Annotated in this window: 26 protein-coding genes; 24 read left to right on the plus strand and 2 right to left on the minus strand. The window is 37.1% G+C overall.

What is annotated here, in order from left to right; all coding sequences use genetic code 11:
- Nucleotides 1–174 precede the first annotated feature (174 nt).
- The 21 genes from ABVZ64_RS07060 (at nt 175) to ABVZ64_RS07160 (ending at nt 18,276) form a co-directional block, all read left to right on the plus strand.
- A complete protein-coding gene (locus ABVZ64_RS07060) occupies nt 175–1,380 on the plus strand; it encodes a flagellar hook-length control protein FliK (RefSeq protein WP_352400328.1) in 1,206 nt (401 codons plus the stop codon).
- 1 nt (nt 1,381) lies between these two features.
- Complete coding sequence (locus ABVZ64_RS07065) at nt 1,382–1,918, plus strand: flagellar hook assembly protein FlgD (protein WP_352400329.1); 537 nt, start codon at nt 1,382–1,384, stop codon at nt 1,916–1,918.
- 136 nt (nt 1,919–2,054) lie between these two features.
- Nucleotides 2,055–2,996, plus strand: coding sequence for a flagellar hook-basal body complex protein (locus tag ABVZ64_RS07070; RefSeq protein ID WP_352400330.1), 942 nt, complete (start codon nt 2,055–2,057; stop codon nt 2,994–2,996).
- 344 nt (nt 2,997–3,340) lie between these two features.
- Nucleotides 3,341–3,544, plus strand: coding sequence for a flagellar FlbD family protein (locus ABVZ64_RS07075; RefSeq protein ID WP_352400331.1), 204 nt, complete (start codon nt 3,341–3,343; stop codon nt 3,542–3,544).
- A 44-nt stretch (nt 3,545–3,588) separates the two neighbouring features.
- Nucleotides 3,589–4,389: a motility protein A gene (locus ABVZ64_RS07080; RefSeq protein WP_352400332.1), complete on the plus strand. Its 801-nt coding sequence runs from the start codon at nt 3,589–3,591 to the stop codon at nt 4,387–4,389.
- Nucleotides 4,390–4,454: 65 nt separating this feature from the next.
- Nucleotides 4,455–5,246 carry an OmpA/MotB family protein gene (locus tag ABVZ64_RS07085; protein ID WP_352400333.1) on the plus strand — a complete coding sequence of 264 codons (792 nt, stop codon included), beginning with the start codon at nt 4,455–4,457 and terminating at the stop codon, nt 5,244–5,246.
- A gap of 125 nt (nt 5,247–5,371) precedes the next feature.
- Nucleotides 5,372–6,370 (plus strand): flagellar motor switch protein FliM, encoded by a 999-nt coding sequence (locus ABVZ64_RS07090; protein WP_352400334.1) that lies wholly within the window; start codon nt 5,372–5,374, stop codon nt 6,368–6,370.
- Nucleotides 6,371–6,398: 28 nt separating this feature from the next.
- On the plus strand, nt 6,399–7,610 hold the full coding sequence (gene fliY / locus ABVZ64_RS07095) for a flagellar motor switch phosphatase FliY (protein WP_352400335.1): 1,212 nt from the start codon (nt 6,399–6,401) through the stop codon (nt 7,608–7,610).
- Nucleotides 7,611–7,649: 39 nt separating this feature from the next.
- Nucleotides 7,650–8,009, plus strand: a complete 360-nt coding sequence (locus tag ABVZ64_RS07100; RefSeq protein ID WP_352400336.1) for a response regulator — start codon at nt 7,650–7,652, stop codon at nt 8,007–8,009.
- A gap of 39 nt (nt 8,010–8,048) precedes the next feature.
- Nucleotides 8,049–8,381: a flagellar biosynthetic protein FliO gene (locus tag ABVZ64_RS07105; protein WP_352400337.1), complete on the plus strand. Its 333-nt coding sequence runs from the start codon at nt 8,049–8,051 to the stop codon at nt 8,379–8,381.
- Between the two features lie 66 nt (nt 8,382–8,447).
- Entirely contained in the window at nt 8,448–9,104 is a 657-nt protein-coding gene (gene fliP / locus ABVZ64_RS07110) for a flagellar type III secretion system pore protein FliP (protein WP_352400338.1), read from the plus strand.
- 15 nt (nt 9,105–9,119) lie between these two features.
- Nucleotides 9,120–9,377 (plus strand): flagellar biosynthesis protein FliQ, encoded by a 258-nt coding sequence (fliQ, locus tag ABVZ64_RS07115; protein ID WP_352400339.1) that lies wholly within the window; start codon nt 9,120–9,122, stop codon nt 9,375–9,377.
- 149 nt (nt 9,378–9,526) lie between these two features.
- Nucleotides 9,527–10,291, plus strand: a complete 765-nt coding sequence (locus ABVZ64_RS07120; protein WP_352400340.1) for a flagellar biosynthetic protein FliR — start codon at nt 9,527–9,529, stop codon at nt 10,289–10,291.
- A 139-nt stretch (nt 10,292–10,430) separates the two neighbouring features.
- Entirely contained in the window at nt 10,431–11,495 is a 1,065-nt protein-coding gene (flhB, locus tag ABVZ64_RS07125) for a flagellar biosynthesis protein FlhB (protein ID WP_352400341.1), read from the plus strand.
- 18 nt (nt 11,496–11,513) lie between these two features.
- A complete protein-coding gene (gene flhA / locus ABVZ64_RS07130; RefSeq protein ID WP_352400342.1) occupies nt 11,514–13,571 on the plus strand; it encodes a flagellar biosynthesis protein FlhA in 2,058 nt (685 codons plus the stop codon).
- Between the two features lie 16 nt (nt 13,572–13,587).
- Entirely contained in the window at nt 13,588–14,355 is a 768-nt protein-coding gene (locus tag ABVZ64_RS07135) for a sigma-70 family RNA polymerase sigma factor (protein WP_352400343.1), read from the plus strand.
- A gap of 22 nt (nt 14,356–14,377) precedes the next feature.
- A complete protein-coding gene (locus tag ABVZ64_RS07140) occupies nt 14,378–15,127 on the plus strand; it encodes a flagellar hook-basal body protein (RefSeq protein WP_352400344.1) in 750 nt (249 codons plus the stop codon).
- Nucleotides 15,128–15,270: 143 nt separating this feature from the next.
- Complete coding sequence (locus tag ABVZ64_RS07145) at nt 15,271–16,047, plus strand: flagellar hook-basal body protein (RefSeq protein ID WP_352400345.1); 777 nt, start codon at nt 15,271–15,273, stop codon at nt 16,045–16,047.
- 30 nt (nt 16,048–16,077) lie between these two features.
- A complete protein-coding gene (locus ABVZ64_RS07150; RefSeq protein ID WP_352400346.1) occupies nt 16,078–16,704 on the plus strand; it encodes a chemotaxis protein CheC in 627 nt (208 codons plus the stop codon).
- A complete protein-coding gene (locus ABVZ64_RS07155; RefSeq protein ID WP_352400347.1) occupies nt 16,697–17,182 on the plus strand; it encodes a chemotaxis protein CheD in 486 nt (161 codons plus the stop codon). Before ABVZ64_RS07150 ends, ABVZ64_RS07155 begins: the two co-directional genes overlap by 8 nt.
- A 167-nt stretch (nt 17,183–17,349) precedes the next feature.
- The gene (locus ABVZ64_RS07160) at nt 17,350–18,276 is read left to right on the plus strand and encodes a chemotaxis protein (protein WP_352400348.1); all 927 of its coding nucleotides are present in this window, start codon (nt 17,350–17,352) and stop codon (nt 18,274–18,276) included.
- A gap of 56 nt (nt 18,277–18,332) precedes the next feature.
- On the opposite strand, the gene ABVZ64_RS07165 is transcribed toward ABVZ64_RS07160, so the two are convergent.
- Nucleotides 18,333–19,112, minus strand: a complete 780-nt coding sequence (locus ABVZ64_RS07165) for a late competence development ComFB family protein (RefSeq protein ID WP_352400349.1) — start codon at nt 19,110–19,112, stop codon at nt 18,333–18,335.
- 105 nt (nt 19,113–19,217) lie between these two features.
- Nucleotides 19,218–20,009, minus strand: coding sequence for a ParA family protein (locus ABVZ64_RS07170; protein WP_352400350.1), 792 nt, complete (start codon nt 20,007–20,009; stop codon nt 19,218–19,220).
- A gap of 135 nt (nt 20,010–20,144) precedes the next feature.
- Here ABVZ64_RS07170 and fliD point away from each other — a divergent pair, with 135 nt between their 5' ends.
- The 3 genes from fliD to ABVZ64_RS07185 are packed head-to-tail and all read left to right on the plus strand — an operon-like array spanning nt 20,145 to nt 23,419.
- A complete protein-coding gene (fliD, locus tag ABVZ64_RS07175) occupies nt 20,145–22,583 on the plus strand; it encodes a flagellar filament capping protein FliD (protein WP_352400351.1) in 2,439 nt (812 codons plus the stop codon).
- Nucleotides 22,584–22,612: 29 nt separating this feature from the next.
- Nucleotides 22,613–22,999: a flagellar export chaperone FliS gene (locus ABVZ64_RS07180; RefSeq protein ID WP_352400352.1), complete on the plus strand. Its 387-nt coding sequence runs from the start codon at nt 22,613–22,615 to the stop codon at nt 22,997–22,999.
- Between the two features lie 21 nt (nt 23,000–23,020).
- The gene (locus tag ABVZ64_RS07185; protein ID WP_352400353.1) at nt 23,021–23,419 is read left to right on the plus strand and encodes a hypothetical protein; all 399 of its coding nucleotides are present in this window, start codon (nt 23,021–23,023) and stop codon (nt 23,417–23,419) included.
- The last annotated feature ends 119 nt before the right edge of the window (nt 23,420–23,538 follow it).

The raw sequence follows: 23,538 nt of genomic DNA on the forward strand, positions 1-23,538 counted from the left end.
GTACAAGTGAAAAAAATCAGTCTTTGTGGGTACAAAAAGGTATCTTGCTTTTAATTATATAAAAGGACGTAGTGAGACGGGCCAAAATTTTTTACTGGGATTGTTACTGAACATTAGATAGGCAGTAGAGCTGAAAAATTAAATATACCTGAAGAAAATTATGGAGGTGGGCGCTTGAATACTTGTTTTGTTTCGGCAAGCAAGGGTATACCCGAAAGCAATAAGGTTGGTATGACGTCAAAAGGTAACAAGTCTGAAGATAGTTTTAAGGATATGATAAAGAGTGTATCATCAGACACTAAGCTGAAAGAAAAGAACAATCAGGTCAAAAAAGAGGAGAAAAATGCAGCTGGTTCTAATGGGGAAATCTTCAATTGTGGAGAAAGTGCAGAAGAAAAGGACGATGAAATTAAAATCGCCCATCTGGAATCTGTTGTCACCAATTCGGCTGGCATCCTGGATTCTCTTCAACTTGTAAAGATTGTAAATCTTTCCATGGGCAGTCAAGCAGAGACGGATCCTATTCAAGGTGTGAAAAGTAATACCACTAAAGGGGATTTACTAGCAACGGGAAGTAGCTCACTACCTGTACTGGAAGGCACAAAAACGCCTACAGTTGTTACTGGGAAATTAGATACACTGGTGAGCCAAAAAACAATACATATACAAACCTTACAAGCTCCATTAGAGGAACATAGTGGACAAACCACTGATGTTGTAGTAAAGCAAGAAACTGCACCTCATTCTATGGTAAAGAAACAAAATCATGGGACTTCTCAAAATCAGAATTCCGCCTTTGCAGAACAAAATTTATCACCTGGTTTAGCAAAAGAAAATAATGACATAGATAATCAGACACTAACACCTACTGGGCAGAAGTTAATGAATTCAAGTGGGATAGACGATAATTTTGTTATCATAAAAGTTGGTGAGCCATCTTTAGACTCATCGTGGAAGCAGGTTGCAGAAGAAATAGGCAATATGATTGTTGAGAAGGTGAATGATGTAGTGCAAAAAGTCAATATCACCTTAAACCCCAAAAATCTTGGAGAGATAGACGTAGAGTTCTTTATAAACAAAGGGAAAATTTCTGTTTCTTTAAACTGTTCAAATGAGGGAACAAAGACATTATTGGCTTCCAATTTGGATTCTTTATCAAAGATTGTGCAATCTAGCCTAATGCAGGATGTTAATGTGAATTTAAACCATGACAAAACAAATGGTCAGAATACAAATAGCGAGAACTTTGATGGCAGAGGAAATAATGGACATTATCAAGGAGATTCGCAACAAAGGAAAAAAGACCAGGAACAACCTAACTTAGACTTTGTTCAAAAGTTACGCTTAGGTATTGAGGACGCCAATGGTGCGGAGGTGTAAAATGTCCAGTGTTAATAGTTTTATGACAAGTATTCCATATACAGGAAAGACAACTACAAGTAATCAGACAATCACTTCAGAAGTTAAGGGGAAAAGCAGCTTAGAAATGGATGACTTTTTTAAGCTGATGGCGGCACAGCTTCAAAATCAGGATATGACAAACCCCATGGACCAGAGTGAATTTATGAGCCAGCTCACATTAATGTCTACAATTCAGGCGATTAGCGAGATCACGAATGTTTCTGTAATAGCATATGCTGCCTCATTGGTGGGCAAAGAGGTTACAATTGGTGAGGTTGGTAATGACGGTAAGATAAAAGAGGTTTTTGGTAATGTTACTGCCACGGGAGTATATGGTGGTGAACAGGTTATATTCGTAGATGGAAAAAGCTATCGTTTATCACAAATTATGGCGGTTGGCAAGTTACCTGAAACCGAAGGTGAAGGTGATGGCGGCGGCATAGAAGAACCTGGCATAACGCCAGATTCTATACCATCAACTCCAGAAGGTAGTGGGGAGAACACAGAAATACTGTGAAAAACTGCACCCAAAAAATGGATGCATTCCAACTAAATTCCCAGACAAATACTAGTTAATATATGAACACATAATGTCAGTTTGCTAGATCAACTATTAATCAACGGTTAGGGGTAGAGAGAGGAGTACTTTTATTATGGTAAAATCAATGTTTTCGGGAATTGCGGGTCTTCGTGCGCATCAGCAAAAAATGGACGTTATTGGTAATAACATTGCCAATGTAAATACTTATGGTTATAAGGCTGGTAGAGTAACTTTTAAGGAATCAATTTATCAAACTACATCATCTTCAAGCAATGGTAATGATATTTTTGGTGGTTCTAATCCTTCGCAAGTAGGTTATGGATCTCAGGTGGGAACGGTTGACTTAATGTTTTCCAATGGTGCTTATGCACCAACGGATAGCGCCATGGATTGTATGATTGACGGTCAGGGTTTCTTTATAGTGGGACCTAAAAATCCCGATGGCATTGCATTAGATGGTGCTACTCCTGAGGAGGTTTCACAGGCGTTAAGCGGCACCTACTTGACCAGGGTTGGTAACTTTGCTTTTGATGGAGATGGCTATCTATGTGATGGTAGTGGCAATGTGGTTTATGGCTATGGAATAAGAGACGATGGCACGACGAATCGTGATGTTTTGGTGCCTTTACGTGTACCTTATGTAGATGAAAGTGGAATCATTGATAGCAGCAATCCTCCAGCTGATACTAGCACACCAATGAAGTTAAATAGCGTTAGTATTTCCAAAACTGGTGAAGTTGTCGGCAACGATTCTGACGGAGAAAGCAGGACAGTTGGCATGATTTCACTGGCTAATGTGCCCAACCCCAATGCATTGGAGAAAACCCAAGGACCTTATTACTCAATTCGTGAAAATACAGGTTTTGTTTTACCCTATGAACCCGGTAAAGGCACAACCGGAAAGATTGTAAACTATGGTCTGGAAATGTCTAATGTTGATTTGGCAAAAGAATTTTCTGAAATGATTACGACTCAAAGAGGTTTTCAGGCTAACACAAGAATCATTTCTGTTACAGACGAAATGTTACAAGAACTTGTAAATATTAAACGCTAATGAAACGTAACTATATTTTAGGGCGATAACTTTATAAAATATGGTGTAAACCGCTGCCAAACTGGTTGCGGTTTGCTGTTTTAAGCTATTCAAGAGATCAAGAAGGCTTAGAATATACCTATTATTTCAGTATCGGGTATGGATCAGTTTAGTAAATATAGGTACAAGCTAGCTATTTTGGGCATATTATGGAACTAAAACAACAACATCTTATACCATCTAAGTTACAAAATGGTTTTATGTTGAGTGCTTGAATAAAGTTTTACAGATGCTGGTTAAATTTACATATAATTACCGGCGGCGGAAATACTAAAAGCAGCTATGGCCATCTCAGGAGGGGTTTTATGATAAGACTAACAAAGCTTAATGGGGAAAAGTTTGTATTAAATTGTGAACAGATTGTAGCTATCGAATCTATCCCAGAATCAAAAATAATTCTACATAATTTAAGTTTTTACATAGTGAGAGAGACTCCGGATGAAATTATTCAAAAGGCAGTTGAATATTTAATGTTAACGCATTCTTTGAATATACACCCAAAGGTGTAGGCCTTAAATTGGTTCAATAGGATTAGTGATTTTGGAGGCGTATTATGGACTTAACAACGTTTATAGGGGTCATAGCCGGTTTTGCCCTGGTTGTTTTCGGTATCAAATTAGAAAATTTGGGAAATTTTTGGGATTTTTCTAGTGTTCTTATCGTAATTGGTGGAACATTTGCAGCATTAATTGCCAGCTATCCCGCTAGAGTTTTGAAACAGTTACCAAAACAATTTAAAATTATCATGAAAAATCCATATAACCCTATGGAATTTATAGATGAATTACATGAGCTGGCGATTATTGCACGTAAAAATGGACTTCTTGCATTAGAAGAAAAAGCTAATTCTATGCAAGATCCCTTTTTTCGTGAGGGATTAATGTTGATTGTGGATTCAACCACACCGCAGCAGGTAAATGAAATTTTAAATAACACTATGGATCATATCGAAGAACGACATAGCGAAATTATCGAGTTTTATGAAAAAGGGGCCAGTTATGCGCCAGCTTTTGGTATGGTAGGTACTTTGATTGGTTTGGTTAATATGTTGATGTCTATGAATATGGAAGATGGTGCAGATGGCATCAGCACAAATATGGGCATTGCTTTGATTACAACGTTCTATGGTTCATTACTTGCCAACTTATTTTTTATGCCTATCGCAAAAAAACTGCAAGTGAGAAGTGACGAAGAACTGCTATGCAGAAAAATAATTATAGAAGGAATTCTAGCCATTCAAGCGGGTGAAAATCCAACTTTCTTAAAGGAAAAATTGATTACCTATTTGCCCCAATATGAAAAGAACGGTAAAAAGAAAAAAGGCAAAGGTGACGGAGCTGAAGATGAGGATTAATCCAACAGGAAAGGCTTTAGAGTAGATGCTTATATAGTGTTTATTGTTTAATGAAGGTGAGGGTTATGAAAAAACGTAGAAAAGGTGGAATTTCCAACGAATGGTTGAATACGTATAGCGATATGGTTACACTTCTTCTTTGTTTCTTTGTATTGCTTTATTCGATATCCTCCGTTGATAGTGCAAAGTGGGAGAAAATTGTTAAAAGTTTTAATCCCACCGATAAAGAGGTAAGTCAGATTGTTGAGAATGCTGACGGTAGCCTAGGAAACTATGATGTGGAAGGCGGTTTTAACGGTGATGGTTTGGAAACCCAGTTTAACGATGAGTTTGACGAACTATACTATAGGCTATCTAAATATGTAGAAACACAAGGGCTAGATGCGGATGTCGAGGTTACAAAGGGCGATGGGTTTACATTTATCACATTTCGAAATAATATCTTTTTTGATGGTGATAGCTACACATTGAAAGATGAGGGTAAGGAAGTTCTTGATAATTTGTGTTATGCAATAGAGGATGTAAATCAATCTGTTGGTGAAATCCAAATTTTAGGGCATACCTCTCAGGCAAGCCCGACAGAACCCAATGAGGTGGAGAGTGATAGATTTTTATCATCCAATCGAGCATCAGAAGTTTTGGTCTATATCCAAAGGAAAAATATCATTGGTCCTGAAAAATTAGTTTCTAGCGGATTTGGTCAGTTCAGACCTTGCAGTTCTTTTGAAACACGGGAGAGCAGAGCCAAAAATAGGCGTGTAGAAATAATCATAACAAAAAATGATAGTGTTGTTAGAACGTTAGATAACTACTATAATGAGGTGTACGGCATTGATTCTACACAAGTACAAAATTAAAAAAAACAAAAAAAGCAAACGTTCTTTTTGTTTTGAAATATTTGGTTTGTGGTTAGGTCAAATGTTTAGATTGTGTCAAAAAGGGCTGATGGCCATATATTTAGGGGTAGGGGTGAGTGCTATAAATGTCTGAAGTATTAAGCCAGAGTCAGATAGACGAATTGCTGGCGTCTGTAATTGGAGGCGGCAATGTGGAAACTAAAGTCTACACAGAGCCTGGCGACAAATACCGTAAATATGATTTCTATAGTCCGAAGAAGTATACTAAGGACAAATTAAATATAATTAAAAACACCCATGAAAATTATTGCAGACTAGTGTCTTCTAGGTTAAACAGCTTATTAAGAGCATCAACTCAAGTTTCTCTTATTACTGTGGAAGAGGAACGTTACTATGAATTTAGCAATGCCCTATCTGACAATGACGCTCTAACATTGGTGAGTGCTGCTTTGCAAAACCAAGAAGGAAGTGGAATGGTTTATATGCATATAACCACACCTTTAATGCTTAGCATGATTGACCGAATGTTAGGTGGTAAGGGGGATGAACCACAAAATGTTTCATCCCTTTATGCATATACAGATATCGAACTTTTGCTTTATGAAAATATTGCTCGTTATTTGGTCTCTGTGATGAAGGATGGGTGGTCAAATTATCTGGATTTAAACTTTGAAATTGAAAAAGTAGAGACATCCCATGGGTTGTTACAAGAAATTGGGATGGATGAAATAGTGGTAATTGTTGTTATTGAGGTAATTATTAATGATGTGGCTGGGAAAATCAATATTTGTATCCCCAGCACATTGCTCACAAATATTTTTGGAGTCTTAGAAAGCAAGAAATCATCCAATGGTAAAAACGCTGGAGCTGCAGAAGATAAAACATCTAAAGATATTTTCGAATTTATAAAGGACTCCAATTTAGAGGTAACAGCTAAAATCGGAGACGCAACTGTAATGCTACAAGATATTTTCGATCTTAAAAAGGGTGACATTATAAATATGAATAGACCCCAAGACTCATTTGTCGATGTTTTTGTTGAAGATAATATCTGGTTTCACGGCAAGCTAGGTGTTCAAAATAAAAATTTGGCAGTGAGAATAAGTGAAACAAATAAACATTAATTATAGCAAAAGGGGGCGATTTATAGTTATGGACGAAAAGATTTTTAACTCTTTAGAGATGGACGCCATTGGCGAAATACTAAATATTAGTCTTGGGGCATCGGCCACAGCTGTCTCTACGATGCTTGATAGAAGAGTGGATATAACTGTTCCAAATGTAATGATATCAAGTAAGGAAGATTTTGAGTTTTCCTATATGGAACCAGCTGTTGGCGTAGAAATTACGTATGTGTCAGGTTTAAAAGGAAATAATATTATGCTTTTAAAAAGGCATGATGTAAAGGTAATCGTAGAAATTTTAATGGGGATGGAATATCCTGATGAGGAATTTGAACTTAACGAAATAAACTTAAGTGCAATCTGCGAGGTCATGAATCAAATGATGGGCGCATCATCCACGGCGTTGGCTGAATTGTTGGATGAACCTGTAAATATCTCTACTCCCAACTCGTTTGAAATAAATACTGTTGCAGAGTTTAGCGATAAGTACTTATTAGAAAATGAGCCTATGGTTGTTGTTAGTTTTTCGCTGAAGGTTGAAAACGCACTGGAAAGCGAGTTTCTAAATATTATGACAGTAGACTTGGCTAGAAAGTTGTTGTCATGCTTTGGGCTTGCTATGGAGGAGCCTGCACCTACAGGGGCTGAGGAGCCTGCACCAAAAGCATCATCTGAAAAGATGAGCTATGAAAGATTTCTAGAACCAGAACCTTCCCAAGAATCATCTAGTAGAATGATGTCTCAAGAGGAAATTGAAAAATTGCTATCTCAGAACTTTGAAACAAATGCAAGCGCACAGGTGCAACCTGAGCCTACGAAGTCAGAGGCGAAACCTATTAATCCTGAACCACCGCGGGTACAGACTACACCGGCAAGCGTTAGCGCGGAACCAGCTTATGTGCCACAAGCCCATAGTGGGCATACACAGCCAAGGGTAATTAATGTTAGACCAAATGCTGAATTGCATAATCAGGAAGAAGGAAATGCCTGTCAGGAGAGAACGGAAAACTTAGATTTGATTATGGGGGTACCTCTAGAAATTTCCGTTGAAATTGGGCGCACGAAAAAAAATGTACGAGAAATTTTGGAATATAATAAAGGATCCCTTATCGTTTTAGATAAACTTGCTGGAGAGCAAGTTGATATTTATGTAAACGGTCAATGTATTGCCAAGGGTGACGTTGTTGTAGTAGACGATAATTTTGGCGTACGTGTAACAGAGGTTTTAAGAAAGATATGAGAAGACAGGCTGAAATAGGGAAAGGATGGAATGATTACAATGTCTAAAATTTTATTGGTTGATGATGCTTCTTTCATGAGAATGATGATTAAAGATGCACTAACAAAAAATGGGTATAGTGATATATATGAGGCTGCTGACGGTGTTGAAGCAGTAGCAAAGTACTCGGAAATTAGACCTGATTTAGTAATTATGGATATTACTATGCCAAATATGGATGGACTGGGTGCACTGAAGGCAATTAAGCAAATAGATCCCAATGCAAATGTAGTTATGTGTTCAGCTATGGGGCAGGAAGCTATGGTAATTGAAGCAATTAAATCAGGCGCAAAGGACTTTATTGTAAAGCCTTTTAAACCCGATAGAATTTTAAAGACAGTTACAACTGTACTTGGTTAAATTGGGTAGGAGGAGAGTCTGATTTTTGAAGATTTCTTTATGATTTTTATCACTTTTTTATCGGTAATATTGATTCTCTTTTTGAGTTATTGGTTCACCAAATATGTTGGAACAAAAACCATGAGGTATGGAGGTTCTAAGCATATGGAAGTTGTGGATAAACTTTCTATTACGCAGGACAAGTCCATTATTATCGTTAAGGTGGAAAAAAGCTATTATTTATTATCTGTATCTCAAAATGGAATTGGGTTAATAAAAGAGTTAGATGGTGTTCAAGAGGGGACATTTAATATTTTGGATGAAGTCCAAGGTTACAAAGACCATGATTTTAAAGAGGTCTTGACACAGTATTTTGTCAATCGAAAGAAGTAGGAAATGCTGATTCATAGGGATAGGGTTTACTTGGTTTTATGTATTTAAAAAATGAAGGAGTTTATTATGAACGAAGCTTTTATTAATATAAATGGCGGCGGAATCCAGACCTTGGAGCTATTTTTAATGGTTACGGTTATTTCGCTGTTACCTTCAATTGTCATCATGATGACGTCATTTACTAGAATCATCATCGTGATGTCTTTTTTGAGAAATGCTTTGGGAATGCAGCAAACACCACCAAATACAGTTTTAGTGGGCATTTCACTCTTTCTTACGTTATTTATTATGTCTCCTGTGCTGAGTCAAATAAATGAAAATGCATACATACCATATAAAAATGAGCAGATATCTGCTTCTGAGGCAATAGAAAAAGCCTCTGTCCCTATGAAAACTTTTATGCTAAAACAAACAGAAGTAGATACCTTAGATATGTTTATGGAATTCTCGGGGGAAGAAATCACAGAAAACTATGAAGATTTACCATTAACAGTAATCATACCATCGTTTATTACCAGTGAGTTAAAAAGAGCCTTTATTATTGGGTTTCTTTTATTCCTCCCATTCCTTTTGATCGATATCGTAGTATCCAGTACACTTATGTCAATGGGTATGATTATGTTGCCGCCGGCTATGATTTCTCTGCCGTTTAAAATTTTATTATTTATTACGGTGAACGGTTGGCAGTTGTTATTCTCTACATTGATTAAAGGTTTTAATTAGTTAGGGGGATAATTAATGACGAATGGAGAAGTTCTAGACATTATGCGTTCTGCAATCGTTGTTGCGTTAAAAATTGGTGGACCAATTTTGATTTTAAGTATGGTTGTTGGCGTTTTCATATCTATCATACAAGCTGCAACACAGATTCATGAGCAAACAATTACCTTTGTTCCCAAAGTATTGCTAATTGTATTTGTCTGTTTGGTGTGCGGGCCTTGGATGCTTGAAACGTTACAGGATTTCTTGTATCAAGTTTTTGGCCTCATGATTTGATTCGTAACATAGAAGCTGCATTCTAAAATTCAGGACAAGCTTTTAAAAAAATAGCACAGCATTTTCAAGGTTTGAACTTTTATGGGCGTTTCAATCAGTTTTTTTGGGATACAGTTTGTATTTGAATGTAATTCGGAGGCTTTGGACAGATGGATTATTTCGATAATTTTGTATTTTTCTCATTGGTATTAATGAGGATGTCGGGGTTTATTTTCCTAAACCCTATTTTTGGAAGAAAAAATGTTCCCTCAATCGTAAAATCCGGATTAGTCCTTGCTTTGACCATGATTGTATTTATCTCAATGCCCCAACAGCAAATTCAATTTTCAGGGATGCTTGAGTATGGTGTTGTTCTGATGAAAGAATTTGCGGCTGGGTTTGCTGTAGGGTTTCTGATTAGTTTGTTTTTATATGTCATTATTTTTGCAGGAGAAATGATTGATATGCAGATGGGTATATCAATGTCAAAAATATTTGATGTTCAAAGTAATGCCTCTATTGCATTAAGTGCTACATATTATAATATTTTGTTTATGTTTTTGTTTTTTGCTACGGATGCACATCTGGCAATCATTCATATTTTAGTAAACTCTAGCAATGTGATACCTTATGGGCAAGTAATACTAGGACAGGATTTGGCCCAGTCAGTGTTGGATACATTTATCCTTTGTTCTGAATTGGCGTTAAAGATGGCCTTCCCTATAATTGCAATTGAATTTCTTTGTGCTGTGGGAATGGGCATTTTGATGAAAGCAATCCCCCAAATCAATGTTTTTATTGTAGATATTCAGCTTAAAATTTTTGTGGGACTCATGTTATTATTGCTTGTATTTTCCCCAATGGCAGATTTTTTGAACCAATTGATAGTTGTAATGGTAGATAGTATCAGAGATATTTTGACGCACATGGTCTAACATCGATATAAAAATACGATGTTTATTTTCGTCAATGCCTCAATGTAACGAACTTATGAGCCTTTTGGTTAGCATAGGGCTATTTTGTAAACAAAATTGTATCATTTAAAAGGAAAGGCTTCAAAGAGGGGGGAGAACATTGGCGGGCGATTCCAAAACCGAAAAGGCCACGCCCAAGCGAAGGCAAGACGAGAGAAAGAAAGGTAATGTCCTAATTAGCAAGGATGTTATTACAGTGATATCCCTAGTGGGGACTTTCTTTGCTTTGAAGCTTATGTTCCCTCAGATAATAGCGAATGTAAAGGACTTTCTTTATAAAGCTTTTGGGTATGCCCAAACCAAATCTGACATTACAGAAGACTTTGTAATGGTAATTACAAAAGAAACAATGCTTGCTTTCCTGCAAATTGTGGCTCCTATTGTATGCATTTCAATATTATTATCTATTTTGGCGACGGTTGCACAGACAAAACCCCTTTTTGTCGCAGACAGTTTGAAGCCGAAATTTAACAGAATCAATCCTCTGCAGGGGATAAAAAGATTATTTTCCTTAAAAAGTTTGTTTGATGTCATAAAAGGCATTATAAAAATCACGATTCTTATTGTTATCCTTTATTCTTTTATTTCCGATAGTTTATTGACAATTACAAGAACAACGCAGATGGATCTTTCTCCATCATGTTCTGTCCTTATGGACTTAACAATGGCCTTAGTTTTTAAGATATGCTTAGCCTTTGTTGCAATTTCCGTATGTGATTTCTTTTTCCAATGGTGGGAGTACGAACGGCAAATTAAGATGTCTAAGCAAGAGTTAAAAGAGGAATATAAGCAAATGGAAGGTGACCCTCAGATTAAGAGTAAAATCAAGGATGTGCAGCGTAAAATGGCCATGTCTCGTATGATGCAGGCTGTTCCAAAGGCTGATGTTGTCATCAAAAATCCTACCCATTATGCTGTAGCTTTAAAATATGATATTGAAAAAGATGGTGCACCCACGCTATTGGCAAAAGGTCAAGATGAGGTTGCACTTAGAATTATAAAGATGGCGGAAGAGAACAATATTTATGTTCTTGAGAATAAGCCCTTAGCTAGAGCAATCTATGCTACCACAGATATAAACCAAGAAATACCGGCAGATTTTTATGGTACAGTTGCTGAAATTCTTGTTTATGTGTATAAGTTGAAGAATAAAAAGTTGATATAGATTGAAATGGTGTGAGATATGAAAAAGTTATTTCAAAATTCAGTATCCTTATTTGTCATAGTAATTGTATTACTACTGATTATTCCGTTAAATCCCTTTGTGTTGGACACGTTGTTTATAATCAATATTTCTGTGTCCCTCATAATATTATTAATCACAATGAACATCAGGGAGTCACTGGAATTTTCCATTTTTCCCTCACTGCTTTTGATTACAACTCTTTTTCGGCTTGGGTTGAATGTATCCTCTACCAGATTAATTTTGACAGAAGAGGGTGCCGCGGGCCAAGTTATTGCGGCCTTTGGTAGTTTTGTTTTACAAGGAAACGTCGTTGTTGGTACGATTATTTTTATCATTATTGTTTTAGTTCAGTTTATTGTTATCTCCAAGGGTGCTGAACGTGTTGCTGAAGTTGCAGCAAGATTTACTTTGGATGCTATGCCGGGTAAGCAGATGGCTATTGATGCCGACTTAAACTCTGGCTTGATTACAGAGGATGAGGCAAAAACCAGAAGGTATAAAATTCAGAAAGAAGCAGATTTCTACGGAGCCATGGATGGTGCCACCAAAATTGTTAAGGGTGATGCCATCATGTCTATCATTATAACGGTGATTAACTTTTGTGCTGGTGTTATCATTGGTTTGGTACAATCGGGCATGAGCTTTTCTGAGGTGTTGCAGGTTTATTCCATTGCAACCATCGGTGATGGCCTTGTTTCTCAGATTCCTGCCCTTTTGATTTCTACTGCTACGGGAATGATTGTAACAAGAGCGGTATCTGATGGTAGTTTAAACACAGATGTGGCTGCACAGTTTTTGGCGCAACCCCAAGCAATTATCATTGGTGGAGCCCTGGTGGGGATGATTGCAGTAATTCCTGGGACCCCTACGTTGCCGTTGTTGCTAACCTCGGTAATGCTTCTTTCCTTAGGTATTTATGTTCAAAGAAATATGAAGCTGGCCATTGCCCAAGAGGCTCAGGCAACGGAGGCGCAATTTAGTCAAGATATGCCAACGGAAGAAGAGTATTTTAAGGATGTAAATAATATTTATTCATTGTTGAATGTGGAGCCAATTGAAATGGAATTTGGTTATAGCCTCATTCCTTTGGTTGATGATGCAGGCGGTGGAAAATTAATCAATAGAATAGTTATTTTTAGGCGTCAGTATGCTCAAGATATGGGATTTGTCATTCCTTCCATTCGCCTTAGAGATAGTGCCTCCCTAAATCCCAACCAATATACCATTAAAATAAAAGGTGAAGCAATAGCATCGGGAGAAATCCTTGTTGACTATTATTTAGCCATAGAACCTTCTGAACCAGTGGGTGAAATTGATGGAATTGAGACAATAGAACCAGCTTATGGTATACCTAGTAAATGGATTTTGCCGGATAATAAAGAATTGGCGGAAATTTATGGATACACGGTTATTGATCCCCTTTCTGTTATGCTGACACATATGTCGGAGATTGTTTCTCAGCATTCTTATGAGCTGTTATCCAGAACTGAGGTGCTGCAGCTGATAGAAAATGTAAAGGCTAATATTCCTGAGCTAGTGGAAGAGGCATTTCCAAATATAATTTCTTATAGTAGCTTCCAAAAGATATTATCAAACCTTCTGAAAGAGGGCGTGCCAATTAAGGACTTAGTAACCATTATCGAAACAATTGTGGATTCCTCCTCAGTTACCAAAGACTTGGATCTCATAACAGAAAATATTAGAGTAGCCTTAAAGCGTACCATTACTCGTAAGTTCTGTGAGTCTGGACAGATGAAGGTCATAACGCTGGATGCAGAATTGGAAAAAGTAATTGTTTCCAGCATGGCAAAAAGCGAGCATGGTGTGTATTTGTCATTAAGCCCCGATATTTTACAAAAGGTATTAATGCAGGTTGCAGATAATTTAAAGAAATTCAATGATTTATCTCATAAACCGGTAATACTTACAAGTCATGTGGTAAGAGTTTATTTCTATCGATTAATTGAGCAGTTCTATCCCAATGTGAGTGTAATTTCGTTTAATGAAATAGCAAACAATGTTCAAATTCAGTCAATTGGAAATATTGTGTTATAACATAGGAGCCGAGAGAATGATATTGAAGAAAAAATTCAATGAAATGACAAATGAAGAACTATTTTCTGAGTATAAAATCACCGGCGATTTGAATATAAAAAATGAGCTGGTCTTGCGTTACGTTTATATTGTGAAAAATGTAGCCATACAAATGCGGGGCGTTTATAGCGAATTTACCCAAGTAGATGATATTGTGAATGAAGGTGTGCTTGCTTTAATGAGCTCCATAGACAAGTTTGATATGGATAAGAATGTTAAGTTTGAAAGCTATATTTCCAAGCGCATTCGAGGGATTGTAATTGATATTGCCAGAAAAAATGATTGGGTTCCAAGAAGCGTAAGAAAGGCTGCAAAGGACATTGATAAAGCTACAAATTCATTGTTTGTTGAATTGGGTAGGATGCCGACAGATGAAGAGATTGCAAAATACCTGAACATACCTGTTGAAAAATATTATGACGATTTGGGGAAAACAAATCTGATGAATGTGCTTTCCTTCGAAATGCTATTGGAGGAAGCGGGAAACGGCAGGCATAACAATCAGATTATCAATCCTAATATGGAAACCATGCCGGAATACCATCTGGACAATTTAGAATTAGAAAGGGAAATCAAATTGGGCTTAGAGAGCTTGAGGGAGCGGGAAAAACTCGTGGTTTCTCTGCATTATGTGCATGATTTAAATATGAAAGAGATTGCAGCTGTTCTGGGAGTAAGTGAGCCTAGAATTTCACAGATACATTCCAATGCATTAAGGAAGCTAAGGTTGTTTCTACAAGAGTAATTATTTTTTGGGGAGGGATAATATGTTTAAAGGGTTTTACAACTTATCATCAAGTATGCTTACACAGAATAAAAATTTAAATGTAATTAGCAATAACTTGGCCAATGTTTCTACCAGTGGCTATAAGTCTGATAAAATGGTTTCTGGAACATTTAAAGATGCAGTGATGAATAGAACAGCCAACAATATTTTAGGTTTTCAAGGGAGTGCTTTGGGCAATTCGTCCATGATTACGGTTCCCTATGAAACAGTTACCAACCTTGCGGATGGAGGTTGGGAAGAAACTGGGAGCCCTCTAGATTTTGCCATTAATGGAAGGGGATTTTTTGAGGTACAGAGACAAGGACAAAATGTGTATACACGAAATGGCTCCTTTAGTTTGGATAACGATGGCTATTTGATGCTACAAGGGGTTGGTAGGGTCAATGGTAGTAATGGCCCAATCCGAATTACATCGGATGAGTTTAGTGTTGAGCCTGATGGTAGGATTTATGATACAACGGGTAACCTTGTTTCTCAGCTTAAGGTGGTAGATTTTAATAACTATGATAATCTAACAAAAGTGGGGGAAGGTGTTTTCACCGGAGATGGACAGGGTAGAGCGGTAGACTCTACGTTGATGTGGAAGTATGTGGAAACATCAAATGTGGATCCTGTTCAGGAAATGACAGACATGCTGGTTAGTCAGCGGTCTTTGCAAAGCGCAGCACAGGTATTAAAAATGTATGACTTAATGGCAGCAAAAGCATCTACAGAACTTGGTAAAGTATAATGCACCTTTAAAGTTGTTGTTTTGTATGCCAAAGTTTTTTATCAAATATACCTTATTATAAAGGGATTAGATAAACGGCTGGATTAAAATTAGAACGCAGAAGATTTTAAAAATAGCGATTTTTGTGCAAAGGGGAAATGTGTATGCAAATGTCATTTTATACTGGTAAGGTTGGAGCATCCGCCCAGCAGACAAAGTTGGACGTAGTTGCAAATAATATTGCCAATGTTAATACAGCGGGTTACAAATCGAAAAGCCTATGTTTTTCTGATTTAATCTATAATAATATGGCTGGAATAGATGGGGCACAATCTGATGTAAAATCGGGCAGTGGTGCAAAGCCAGAGCGAACTAACACTTCCTTTGAAAAAGGGAGCATGAATCTCTCCAATTCGCAACTAGATTTTTCTATTGAAGGCAGGGGATTTTTTGGTCTGCAAAACCCACAAACAAAAGAGATATACTATACAACAAACGGAAGCTTTGCCTTGTCGGAAAAAGGTGATGGCTTCTATTTGGCATCAAAGGATGGATATTTTGTGTTAGGTCAAGATGGAAATCCGATAAAAATTAAAACTGGCGACACAGAATTGGAGCCTGAAAATATAGAGCTTGGAAAAGATGGAACCCCTCTGGAAGGGGAGGCAATTCCCCTTGAGGATGCAGAACCCGCAGTATATGATTTTTTTCGTACAGAAGGCATGCTAAGCGTGGGTGATTGTAACTTTGCGGCTGTTGAAAAAAATGGTGCACCTTTTTTGGTTGATGCGAAAGTTACAAGGGGCGGTTTTGAAGGCTCTAATGTAGATATATCGAAGGAATTTGCAAAGGTAATAGAAGCGCAGAGGGCTTACCAATATTCTCTAAGAATGGTGCAGACAACAGATGAAATACAAAATTTAATCAATAATCTGAGATGATGTAAAAAATTATAATTGGTTGGTGAGACTATGAAAATTAACAGCTATCACGAAATGAATGGGTTTGCCTTAGATATGCTTCGAGAAATAGGCAGTATTGGTACAGGAAATGCTGCGACAGCTCTTTCAACAACACTATCAGCAAAAATTGCCATGTCTTTGCCGGAAGTGAAGATTATGGGCTATAATCAGGCAATTGACTGCCTGGGAGGGCCGGAAAAAATTGTTTCTGCAGTATTGGTTCATATGACAGGCGAATTTAGTGGCATAATGCTTTATTTATTGGATTTGGACTTTGTTAACATTGTGTTTGACCGTCTATCTCTTGGCACAATTGATGGGTTTGAAGATATAGACGAGCTTAGGGCATCGGCAATTGCGGAGGTAAGCAACATTATCATTTCTTCTTACGCCAATGCAGTATCTCAGTTAAGTAGCATATCAATCAATCTTTCTGTCCCAGCCATGACAATAAATATGCTTGGTGGGATTATGTCCGTGCCAATGATCGAATATGGTTATGTTGCTGATACAATTATGATGGTAGACGGAAAATTTATCTACAATGGCGGGGAGATGACAAGTAATTTAATTATGTTACCTGATATTAAGTCACTAAATTTTTTACTAAATAAGCTGGGTGTTTTTAATGGGTAAAGAAATTACAGTAGGTATTGCAGATATGAAGTTTACCAGATGTGAGGGGCGCTTAATCACATATGCTCTGGGTTCATGCGTAGGGGTTTGTTTATACGACCCTGTTGCAAAGGTTGGGGCTATGGTACATATTATGCTTCCTCAAAAATTAGAAAATAGCGCAGATTCAAATGTGTATAAGTTTGCAGACTCTGGAATACGTGCAACAATTAAAAAAATAGAGGTCTTTGGTGCAGTAAAAAAACGTTTAATTGCAAAAATTGCGGGGGGTGCCAAGATGTTTGATATTCCAGGGGGTGGAACCTTAGGAAATATTGGACAACGAAATATTGAAAGTGTCAGACAAACACTTAAGCAGGAAGGAATCCCCATTGTAAGTGAGGATGTAGGTGCAAATTATGCAAGGACTTTAATCTTTGATTGTAGCAATGGACAGGGGAACATTAGATCCTTCGGGAGAAAAGAAATTATATTTTAGATTGGTCTTTTTCTGTACTTTTGTGGTATTATGAAAACAATTTTAGTACATAGAATACAGCAGCATAGTATTTTTTACATAATACTGCAATTGTGTAGTTTTCAGTTTATTTGTATCATTTTATGCAACAAAGAAAAGAGATAACTACAATTTATGGAGGAATACATATGGACGAAAAAAATAAGACCGGAATTTTGTTAGAATCAGGTACAAATGAAATAGAAATAATGGAGTTTAAAATCAATGGGAAGCTTTACGGCATTAATGTAGCAAAGGTTAGAGAGATTATGGTGTCTGAATCTGTTACACCTATGCCTTTGGCACACCCTGTTGTGGAGGGGGTTTTTAAGCCCAGAGGGAAGGTTATAACAGTAGTCAATCTGGCTAGATATTTGTTTGGCGAAAATGCATCCCAAGGGGATAGAGATCTGTTTATTGTTACTAATTTCAACAAAATGCACATCGCCTTTCGGGTAGATAGTGTTGAGGGCATTGTGCGCCTTTCTTGGGCAGATATCCAAAAGCCTGATAAAACCGTAAGTGGTGGTGAAGAAGGGGTTGCTACGGGCATTACCGAGATAGATGGTAATTTAGTAGTTATTCTGGATTTTGAGAAAATAGTTGCAGAGATTGCTCCGAGAACCGGTATTCAGACTGATGAGGTTGACAAGTTAGGAGTCAGAATAGAAAATAATCAACCTATTATTTTGGCTGAGGATTCTGTACTGTTGTCAAGGATGATTTTGGATTGCCTAAGTAAAGCTGGCTTTAAAAATATTACAAAGTTTGATAATGGCCAAGAGGCTTGGGATTTTATTCAGACGATCAAAGAGGAACAAAATGTGGCAGAAGAGGTGGCTTTGGTTATAACTGACATCGAAATGCCAGCAATGGATGGACATAGATTAACGAAGCTCATAAAAAGTGATAAAAACTTGAAACAGATTCCCGTTATTATTTTTTCTTCCTTAATCAATGATGAACTATATTTAAAAGGAAAGCAGCTTGGTGCGGATGAGCAAATTAGTAAACCTGAAATTGGAAACTTAGTGGAAGTTATTGACCATCTGCTTCAGAAAAAATTCAAATCGTAATTTGCCTATCAAAAAAAGCAGACACCACGGGTCTGCTTTTTTTTTGTACTGAATCATCAATGGTAAGGTTTTTGCTTAATTACAATGCAGGCACTGGATAATTGCGCTGCCACGGAAGTTCTAAATTTTTCCCTATAAAAACTGAGCAGTGGAATTGTTTTAGAATTGTCTGAAACAATATACTTGGCTGGTAAATTTGTAAGTGTCAATGCAATTAAATCAGCAGTACATCTAGGGCAAGTGCATACGTCAAACATTTTTTGAAATTCCTCAAGCCTTTCTATAACTAGACTTTCATATACATTTATATAGTGAAAGGCAGGTTCGACTGGAACTTCTGTGGATTCTTGGGCGTCCTTTGACTGGGATTGTGCCGTAATGTTAGTTTGCTCTATGTGGCTGTCATCAAAAGTAGTTGGTTCAGCGGATATTTCGGATTCAGAAGCTTTGTGTCCCGGGGGTTCAGCTTCTAAAATGCCAATGTTGGTGGAGGGGCTTTGCGTAGTTTTTTTGTCTGTATAGGGTGTGTCACGATTTACCTGAGTTTCATTATGTTGCGTTTGTTCAACTTCACTGGGGAAAGTTGAAGGGCATTGTAGGGCAATATCCATAACTGTAAGATCTTCACCCTGATTTACAAAGGATTCTAAATTCTCATTTATTTTTTCTGAAATGGATTTATCGTTGGATGGTTCAATGCCCATAAAAAGTAAATCATTTGAGACATCAGAGCCAGTATTATCTATTTCCATTTGATCTTCCATAGACTGATGCTCATCCTTTGCCTTGGAGATAAGGTTTAGAACGTGGGCGGTCTTATTTGTTTTGCGCGCCATTTTATGACCTCTTTTCAATAAATATTAACCGAAGATGATTGATGGTAACCAAAAAATAATATGCCATTTTATTGATAAAAATGATTATCGTTTGTAATTTATGTATTATTTTCTCGGTTTAGATTTTTTTTGGGCTACTTTGCTACGAATTAAAACCTCTTCGATAAAATCTATATAGTCTAGAGTTGGTTTTGACCTGGGGGCATATAAAAGCACGCAGGATCCGTGAGCAGGGGACTCAGCGACAGATACGCTGGACCTAATTTTTGCGTTGAAAACTGTGGTATCTAACTGTTTTGCAATTTCTGCTGCCATGTCTGCAACTTCGTTTGCAAGGTTTGTGCGTTTATTGTATTTGGTTAGCAATAATCCCAATACGTTAAGCTTAGAGTTATAAAATTTTTTCACTGTCTGTGCAGTTTCTTTTAACTGACTGACACCCAGTAAGCTTAGAATTTCGGGCACCATAGGCACAATAAGATGGTCAGAGCATACAAATGCATTTACAGTTAAAATATTTAGTGCCGGAGGGGTGTCGATGATTATAAAATCGTATTGGTCAGATACAGACGCAAGAGCCTCTTTTAGAAGATATTCTCTGCCGGAGCGATTAAACTCTAACTCTGCACTGCTTAAGAGAATATTGGAAGGAATAATATCACCATATTCAGTTTTTTGTATTGCATCCTCAATTTTGGTTGTTCCTCGAAATACGTCATAAATGGTAGCAGTATTTTCAATATCTAATCCTAAGGAGAATCCAAGATTCCCCTGTGGATCAAGGTCAATTCCAAGAACTTTATATTCTTGAAGTGATAAGCCTGTTATTAAGGTGGCAGTGGTTGTGGTTTTGCCAACGCCGCCTTTTTGGTTGGTTAATGTAATTATTACTGACACGAGTATCACCTCATAACTATTTATTTGTTAAACTGAACTATTAATAAAAGTATACTATATGTCGAAAAATAAGTATAGAGTAAAATTTGATATCAATGGCGTTGAGAAAATCAATTTCATATAAGGAGGAATATCATGGCAACAATATCAAGCCTAACATCATCATCTTCTTCCAGTAATGCATATGGCAGCCAAACAAAGGGTATTGGTGGCCTTGTGAGTGGACTAAATACAGACGAAATTATTGATGGAATGACGATTTCCACTAGAAGTAAAATTGCAAAACAAAAACAGAACAAAACACTATTATCATGGAAAACCGATGCATATCGTTCTATAAGCTCTAAGCTAATTAGTTTTGCTGATAAATACACTTCCTACTCATCGAACACAAACCTATACAGCGATAGCTTTTATGGGAAAACTGTAATCACTCCAAAGGGAGAAAATAGTAAATATGTATCTGTTTCGGGAAACTCTACCAATAGCCAGATTTCCATTCTTGGTATAAAGCAGTTGGCAAAGGACGCCAGCTTTACCACTAGCGAATCCCTGTCTAATAATTACATACAATCAGATGCTATTAATTACGGAACAGAGAATACCTGTACGTTAGCGGGGAAATCCTTTACGGTGGAATATGGAAGCGAGAAATATACTGTTAAGATGCCACAAAACGAAGGCGGCGTATATACAAATGCAGCAGAGGTGGCAGCAGCCATAACCAAAGCACTCGATGATGTAGAGATGAAAGATGGCAAGAAGCTGAGCACGGTTATGAGTGTAACTGCAGATGGTGAAACATTGAACTTTAAAAATACTGATGGTGTGGGAAATAGATTAAAAATTGTAGGTGGTGATGCTTCCTTTTTGAAGGCTGTAGGCATTACTTCAGATTCCACATCTATTGTAGATACAAGTATTTCTGATACTGGAACAAGTGCTGCTGTAAGTATAAATCCTACTGATCTTCAAAAGGTTACCACTTTTGTGGAAAGGGTGAAGGATAAGTCTTTGACATTTGAGTATAATGGAGTGAAAAAGACAATTACATTTAGTGATGAGTCAAAGCTAAATGACACAGATTTTGTTGATTATCTAGGGAAAGAAATTGATGCTGCTTTTGGCCAAGGAAGGATTAAACTGTCAAAAGATGCTGCGGGTAAAATCCAGTTTCAGCCAGTGTTGCCTAACGGAAACGAAGATAAATCGTCCATTTTAAAGATTTCAAGTTCTTCAGACGGACTTCTGGGGAATGGAAGTGTATTCGGCTTTCGAAATGGTTCCACCAACAAGTTAAATTTAAGTAGCCCTTTAGAGGATGCAGGGATTAAAAATTCCGATATTGTTACCCTAGATGATGGCAGAGAATATGAACTTAGAATAAACGGGGAAAGTATAAAGTTTACTTATGAAAAGGGCAAAACTAGCTTGGGCGATATTATTTCTGCCATCAATAATAATGAAAAAGCTGGTGTTCAGATTTCTTACCAGTCAAATAGCGATTCTTTTTCTATAATTTCCACACACAAAGGTGCTTCTGGTAATGTAGAAATTGGTGATGCAAGTGATCCTGCCGGCAAACTAAATGATTTGGAAAAATTGTTGTTTGGTAAACGAACGATTACTGCCGAGGGAACCCCAGAAATAAAAGATGAGGTGAATGGGACTACAGTCCAAGGACAGGATGCCGTTATTCTTGTTGATTTTGATGGAGCCGGTGGTTCTAACCCAATGGAAATTACGAGAGGTACAAACTCATTTACTTTGGATGGCATGACAATCGGTGCGAGTGGTACTTTTGGGTTTGATGAAAGTGGAAATCCTGTGGCAGGAACAGAAGAAGTTACTTTTAATGCTAGTATTGATACGGATAAAGTTTTTAATGCAATCAAAAGTATGATCAATGATTATAATGAATTGGTTTCTCTTTCTAATTCGGCAGTAAAGGAAAAACGAGACAGAAATTATGCACCCCTTACCGACGAGCAAAAAAAGGAAATGTCCGAAACTGAAATTAAAAATTGGGAAGAAAAGGCAAAGGCGGGTTTACTTTTTGGAGACTCCGAAGTTATAAATCTAACTAATGATTTGAGATTTGCCTTTTTAAACACACGATCTGATGGTTTATCTTTTTCAGATATCGGTATAACCGTATCTACAGAATGGTCTGATAACGGAAAAATCAATTTAGATGAATCTAAACTTAAATCTGCCTTGCAAGATAATTCAGATAATGTAAAAATTCTATTTACAGATGACCCTGAAGGAAATAGTCTTACTTCAGGCGGTGTAATGGCTAGGATGAAGGCTGTCACAGATAAGTATGCGGCAACAACGGGTGCTACAAAGGGCATTTTGGTTGAAAAAGCGGGAAATGAAAAATCTCCCAGTTCTATATTAAAAAATTCACTACTTGATCAGATGAATGATATTGATGATATGGTTGAAAGACTTGAAGCCAAATTGTCTACGGAGAGGACTAGATACCAAAAGAAATTTACGGCATTAGAACAACTTGTACAGCAAATGAACACACAGAGCGGTTGGCTGTCACAACAGTTTGGAAGCTGATGGTAGATTGAAAGGGTTGGCAAAAGAAAATGAATAATTATGGTTATCAGCAATATAAGCAACAGTCAGTAAATACGATGACTTCGGGGGAACTTTTGCTGCTTCTTTTTGATGAAAGTGCAAAGAGACTTACAAAGGCAGAAATGGCTTTGAAAAACTCTGATGTTAACACGTTTGAGATGTCTATAAATAGGGTGTCTGAAATCATCAAATATCTTGATGCAACCCTGGACAAATCCTATGAAATTGGAAGGGAACTTTCGAAACTATATGAGTTTTTTCAGTTTCAGACTGCCCGAATAAAAGCAGGAAGAAGCGTAGAACAAATTCACCAGCTCAGATCAATGCTGTTAGATTTGCGAAGTACATTCAAAGAGGCGGATCGTATCTCTCAGATAGATGTAGTGAAAAACTAGAAAAACAAGGATGTGAGCAATTTGGGCACAGCATTAATGGATATAGCCGTAAATCTGCAAAAAAAATATAATAAGATAAACGAATTGCAAGATACCACAAAGCAAATGGGTGATTCTTTGCAGCGAAACGACTTATATGCCTTTCAATTACTAATGAAAATACGGACTGGGATAATGCTTGAAGTAGATAGCATTGATTATCAGAGAGATGATTTATTACAGTGTTTACCAGAAACTGAAAAAAAATTAGTGCTAGATGCATTGAGCACGAAGGTTCAGGAAAGCCAGTTGGAATTACCGGAAATACGACGCATTCATGAAATTTATATGAAAATAGAGAGAAGCCTTGAGAGCACAATTCGGTATGATAAGGCAATTAGCGTTAAAATTGGAGGTAATGATTCCTTTTATAAAAGTTAAGTTAGATTACGGAAAAAAATTAAATACCGTTTTTTGAATGGTGAAGGGTTTGTGCAAATAAATAGCACAAACCCTTTTGTAATAAAAAAGCCTCTCTATGCAAAAGAGCATAGGCAGAG

This window comes from Anaerotignum sp. (assembly GCF_040307045.1).
Taxonomy (GTDB): Bacteria; Bacillota; Clostridia; order Lachnospirales; family Anaerotignaceae; genus Chakrabartyella.